General features: G+C 59.0%; 4 protein-coding genes. 1 reads left to right on the top strand and 3 read right to left on the bottom strand.

The features are described 5' to 3' along the window. The 3 genes from LPJGGPFB_RS32800 to LPJGGPFB_RS32790 form a co-directional block, all read right to left on the bottom strand. Window positions 1-415, bottom strand: a 415-nt coding sequence (locus tag LPJGGPFB_RS32800; RefSeq protein ID WP_173424099.1) for a GAF domain-containing protein, incomplete at its 3' end; no start/stop codon positions are given. Between the two features lie 9 nt (window positions 416-424). Further along, window positions 425-1,126 (bottom strand): response regulator transcription factor, encoded by a 702-nt coding sequence (locus LPJGGPFB_RS32795; protein WP_173424098.1) that lies wholly within the window; start codon window positions 1,124-1,126, stop codon window positions 425-427. Between the two features lie 110 nt (window positions 1,127-1,236). Further along, entirely contained in the window at window positions 1,237-1,623 is a 387-nt protein-coding gene (locus LPJGGPFB_RS32790) for a hypothetical protein (RefSeq protein WP_173424097.1), read from the bottom strand. A gap of 195 nt (window positions 1,624-1,818) precedes the next feature. Between LPJGGPFB_RS32790 and LPJGGPFB_RS32785 the strand changes: the two genes are divergently transcribed. Continuing rightward, entirely contained in the window at window positions 1,819-4,659 is a 2,841-nt protein-coding gene (locus tag LPJGGPFB_RS32785) for a hybrid sensor histidine kinase/response regulator (RefSeq protein ID WP_345791103.1), read from the top strand. The last annotated feature ends 16 nt before the right edge of the window (window positions 4,660-4,675 follow it).

Below are 4,675 nucleotides of genomic sequence, written 5' to 3'. Positions count from 1 at the left end.
GAAGCCCCGGCTCGATCTCCAGCGGCACGCCGGCATAGAAACGGATCCTGTCGCTACCGGTAACGAAAGGGTTTTCGGCAAAGCGGACATCGCGAGCGGCATCCGGCACGACGAAGGGCCTCGACGACCGGATTGTGTGGTCGCAGAAGGCGTCCGCTCTGCAGGACCCGTCCCCTTCGATGCCCCGCTTCGACTTGAACCATTGGCGTTCGCCATCAAGCAAGGTGATGAGGCCGATCGGCGTATCGGCCGCAAGGCAGGCGGCATCGACCAGTGCATCGAGCACCGGATCCGGGTCGGACGACACACTGGACAGTTCTCTCAGACGTTTGAGGCGAGCCGCTTCGCCCGGCAGGGCGTCTTCGGGCCCGAACGTTTCCGCGGAAATCACATGACGGTCAACACACTCAAGCATATGGCTCTTCTACTCTGACCGTTGTTGGATTTCGCTCAGGCGATAGCCCACGCCGCGGATCGTCTTGATAGCATCCCCGCTCGCGGCATCCAGTTCCGCAAGCTTGCCGCGCAGCCTGTTGATGTAGACGTCAATCGTCTTGTCGCGCGGGTCGTGTTCACGAAAGAGCGCCTGGCGTGCAATGCACGACTTTGAGCAGTCTTCTCCCACACTGTTGAAAAGGACCTGCAATATCCTTCCTTCGAGTGCGGTCAGCGACAGACTGGCGCCGTCGAAATCCATCGACAGGCGTCCGATGTCGCAATCGATATTGCCGATCTTGAAAGCAACACTCCGCCGCAAGGCCCTGCGGCCCATCCGCGCCTCGTGCAGGCGATGGACCCGGGCGCGCAGTTCCTTCACGCTGAACGGCTTCATCACATAGTCGTCCGCACCGACACTGATGGCGTCCGCCCGGCTATCCGCGTCTCCAGCGCCCGAGATCATGATGATAGGAACGTCCGAGCGTGAGCGCGCCTCGCGAAGCACTTCCAGCCCGCTACCGTCTGTCAGGTTGATGTCGATGAGGATGCAGTCATAGGCAGCGAGCTCGTTTGAGTGAATGAAGCGGTTCGCTTGCCTTACGGATGCAAGGCAATCCAACCGGTCCCTAGAATCCGACCAGTTCAGCCGCAACATATCAACGACGTCTCGCTGATCTTCGATGATCATTATGTTCATAGTCTCTTCGATTGTTTGGCGGGGTGGCCCAAGCCCCTTTCCTGCGCGCCATAGAGCGGGGATGGCATTGGGCGCAGCATTGGCTGCACATTTTCGCCAACTTATATGGTTCTCGGATTGAGACTTTCCAAGGTGGCAAACGGGGAGCTCATGTGTGCCAGCCGATTGACGAAGTCCGGTCTCAACTGTTTTACAAAGCAAAGATGCAGGTGCCCCGGATCGCGCTGAACGACGATGCTGCCGACCACGACATCAAACTTACCGAAAACAAGGTAAGCGTGATCTGGAATCAACGACTTTCCTATGCGCACGGTCGCCCCACCTTCGCTGATCTCCACAACGAGACAGCGTACGATCTGCGTCTTGCGCATCCATTTCCCGGTGAAGAGCAGATTGCAGAAAAGCGTGACGCTTCGGCGGCACCATTGACGGCTGAAGTAGTCGGATTCGACACGGCTCAGATAGGTCGTTCTCTTTGTGGTTTTCACAGGTTGACCTCGATGCTTGCCGAGGTCCCACCCCATCGGTAGGGCAGGAACGCGGCAGTTGGATGCATCGATTAAACCGGCGCACCGTTAAGCGACCGCGGCGCCAAATTTAAATAAGGTAAAATTAAGCGATCTCTCATGGATTGCGGCATCGCTTGAGACTATCGAGGTTGAAATCAACGGCGGCTGAGGACGATGCAAATCATGCGACGGGAAAACGCAAATGCTGGCAATGGCTTTCGCATCCTGGTGACCGGTCTCAGGCAACGTGCGACGGATCGGTTTTCCGCTGGAATTCTGGTCGGCGGCATCTCCGCTTTCATCGTCGCCTGGCTCCCGACAACTGCATGGCTCTGGGTCGTCGGCGCAACGCTGATCATCGCTTGGCGACTCCATCAAGATCGGGTCGTACCTCGCGACGCTCGCCGACAGTCGCAAGATCTCTATGGAAACCAGGCTCTTATCGAGATCGCCGGCAAGGCCGCGAAGCTCGGTGGATGGGTGGTGCACCTACCCGATCGGAGAATCGTATTGGCGGATGAAACCTGGGCGATCCACGAGAGACCAAGGGGCAAGACAATCGCCTTCGAGGAGGGGATCGGCTATTTTGCGCCGGAGTGGCGAGATGCGATCACTCGGCATTTCGAAGCCTGCGTTGCCACCGGTCTGCCCTACGATATCGAGGTGAAGATCATTGATGGCACAGGTCGGCGGAAATGGGTTCGCGCAATCGGCGTGGCGATCCGCGACGAGATGGGCCAAATCTTCCGAATACAGGGCGCCCTCCAGGATATCGATGAGCGCAAGCGGCTGGAGAATACCGCCAGGGATCTTGAGCGGCGCTTGGCCGAGTCGATGGAGAACATCAGCGATGCGTTTTTCCAGCTTGATACCGATTGGCGCTTTACCTACCTCAACCGTCAGGCCGAACGTCTGCTCGCGCGCCCGCGATGGGCGCTTATGGGCCGCCTGATCTGGCAGGAATTCCCGGAGGCATCCTCGGGGATCATCCGGCAGCACTACGAGCGTGCCGTCCGCGAAAGCGAGACAGCCGATTTCGAAGTATTTTACGAGTCCCTGAACGCATGGTTCTCGGTCACCGCCTATCCGGGGCCGGGAGGGCTGACCGTCTATTTCCGGGATGTGACGAAGCGGCATGCTGCCGACCAGCACTTGCATCTGCTGGAAATGGCGATCTCGAGAATCGACGACTTCGTCATAGTCACAAAGGCAGCATCGCAGCCCGGAGGCAGGCAAACGATCGTCTACGTCAACGACGCCTTCATCAGGATCACCGGCTATTCACGGCCTGACGCACTCGGCCGATCTCCCGGCTTTCTGCAGGGTCACGGCACCGAACTCGCCACCATTGAAGCGATTGACCGCGCGATCACGCGGTCAAGGGCGATTCGGGCCGAACTTCTGAACTACGCCAAGGACGGCCGCGAATACTGGGTGGACATGAGCATCGCACCCATTGTCGGTTCCGATGGACGCGCGAGCCATTTCGTCGCAACCGGTCGCGACATCACCGACAAAAAGCGAGCGGCGGAACGGCTGACGGAAAGCGAGGAACGCTTCGCAATTGTTGCCATGATGACGACGGACGCGGTCTGGGACTGGGACATTGCGACCAGCCGTGTGCAATGGAACAGCAACATCAAATCCGTCTTCGGGCACGACGACGTGCCGATCGAGGATGGTTTTCGGGAATGGGAATCCAAGATCCACCCGGACGACCGCGCACGTGTCGTTTCCACCGTGCTTGCCGCGATTGAAGATGGGGTCGACACATGGCTGGAAGAATACCGCTTCCGTCGTGGAACGGGGACCTATGCCGAGGTTCTCGATCAGGGGCACATCATCCGCAACGCCGCAGGCATGGCAACCCGAATGGTTGGTGGTGTCCGCGATGTCACCGAGACACGGCTGAACGAGGCAAAACGGCTGCAGGCACAGCGGCTTGAAGCCATAGGCCAACTGACGGGCGGCGTCGCCCATGATTTCAACAACCTGTTGACGGTCATCATCGGGACAGCCGAGACGCTGGCCGACGAAGTTGCCGATCCGCGACTTTCTGCAATCGCACAGTTGAACCACAAGGCCTCGCGGCAAGGCGCCGCCCTCACACGCCAGCTACTCACCTTCGCGGGACGGCAACCCCTAGAGCCGGCGTCCCTGAACATCAACAGGACAATCCGGGCCATGGAGGGATTGCTGTCTACGGCTTTCGGCGAAACCGTCATCCTGCACCTCGCACTTGATCCGGCGGCAGGTCACGTCAGAGCGGATGCTGCACAACTGGAAGCGTCCATAATGAACCTCTGCATCAACGCACGCGATGCAATGCCGGATGGCGGCAGGGTGACAATCTCGACGACGCTAAGCGATGACGACGCGGTGATCCGAATCTCCGACAACGGCTTCGGAATGGATGCGGAGACGCGGGCAAAGGCCTTCGAGCCGTTCTTCACGACGAAGCCCTTCGGCAAAGGCAGCGGATTGGGTCTCAGCATGGTGTATGGGTTCGTGCGGCAATCAGGGGGCCGGATCGAAATTGAATCAGAACCGGGCAAGGGAACAACCATTTTCCTGTCCTTTCCTCGACTGGCGTCTACGGAAATAACCGCGGAGCCCATCTCGAACGGAGTGCTGGAAGGTGGCAGTGAGCGCATTCTCGTCGTGGAGGATGATCCAATGGTCCGTGAATTCGCCGCGGGCACACTCGTTTCGCTTGGCTATTCCGTCACATGCGCGGACGACGCAACGGAAGCATTGCAGCTACTCAAGACAGACGGACCGTTCGATTTAGTTTTCTCCGATGTGGTCATGCCCGGCCCAATTGACGGCGACGCTATGGCGGCCAAGATCATGACGCTGTATCCGAACGTCCCGGTTGTCCTGGCCACCGGCTACGCGGATGTCGAACGCATCGGCACCACGTCGCGATTCCGGCCGCTTGCAAAACCCTATACCCGACGACAGCTTGCGGAGACTTTGCGGAGGGCTATCGACGCATCGCAAGACAATCGATGAGCGCCTGTGTCGGAGA

The organism is Ensifer adhaerens (assembly GCF_013283195.1).
Classification (GTDB): domain Bacteria; phylum Pseudomonadota; class Alphaproteobacteria; order Rhizobiales; family Rhizobiaceae; genus Ensifer; species Ensifer adhaerens_G.
This window is presented reverse-complemented; position numbering and strand designations above follow the sequence as displayed.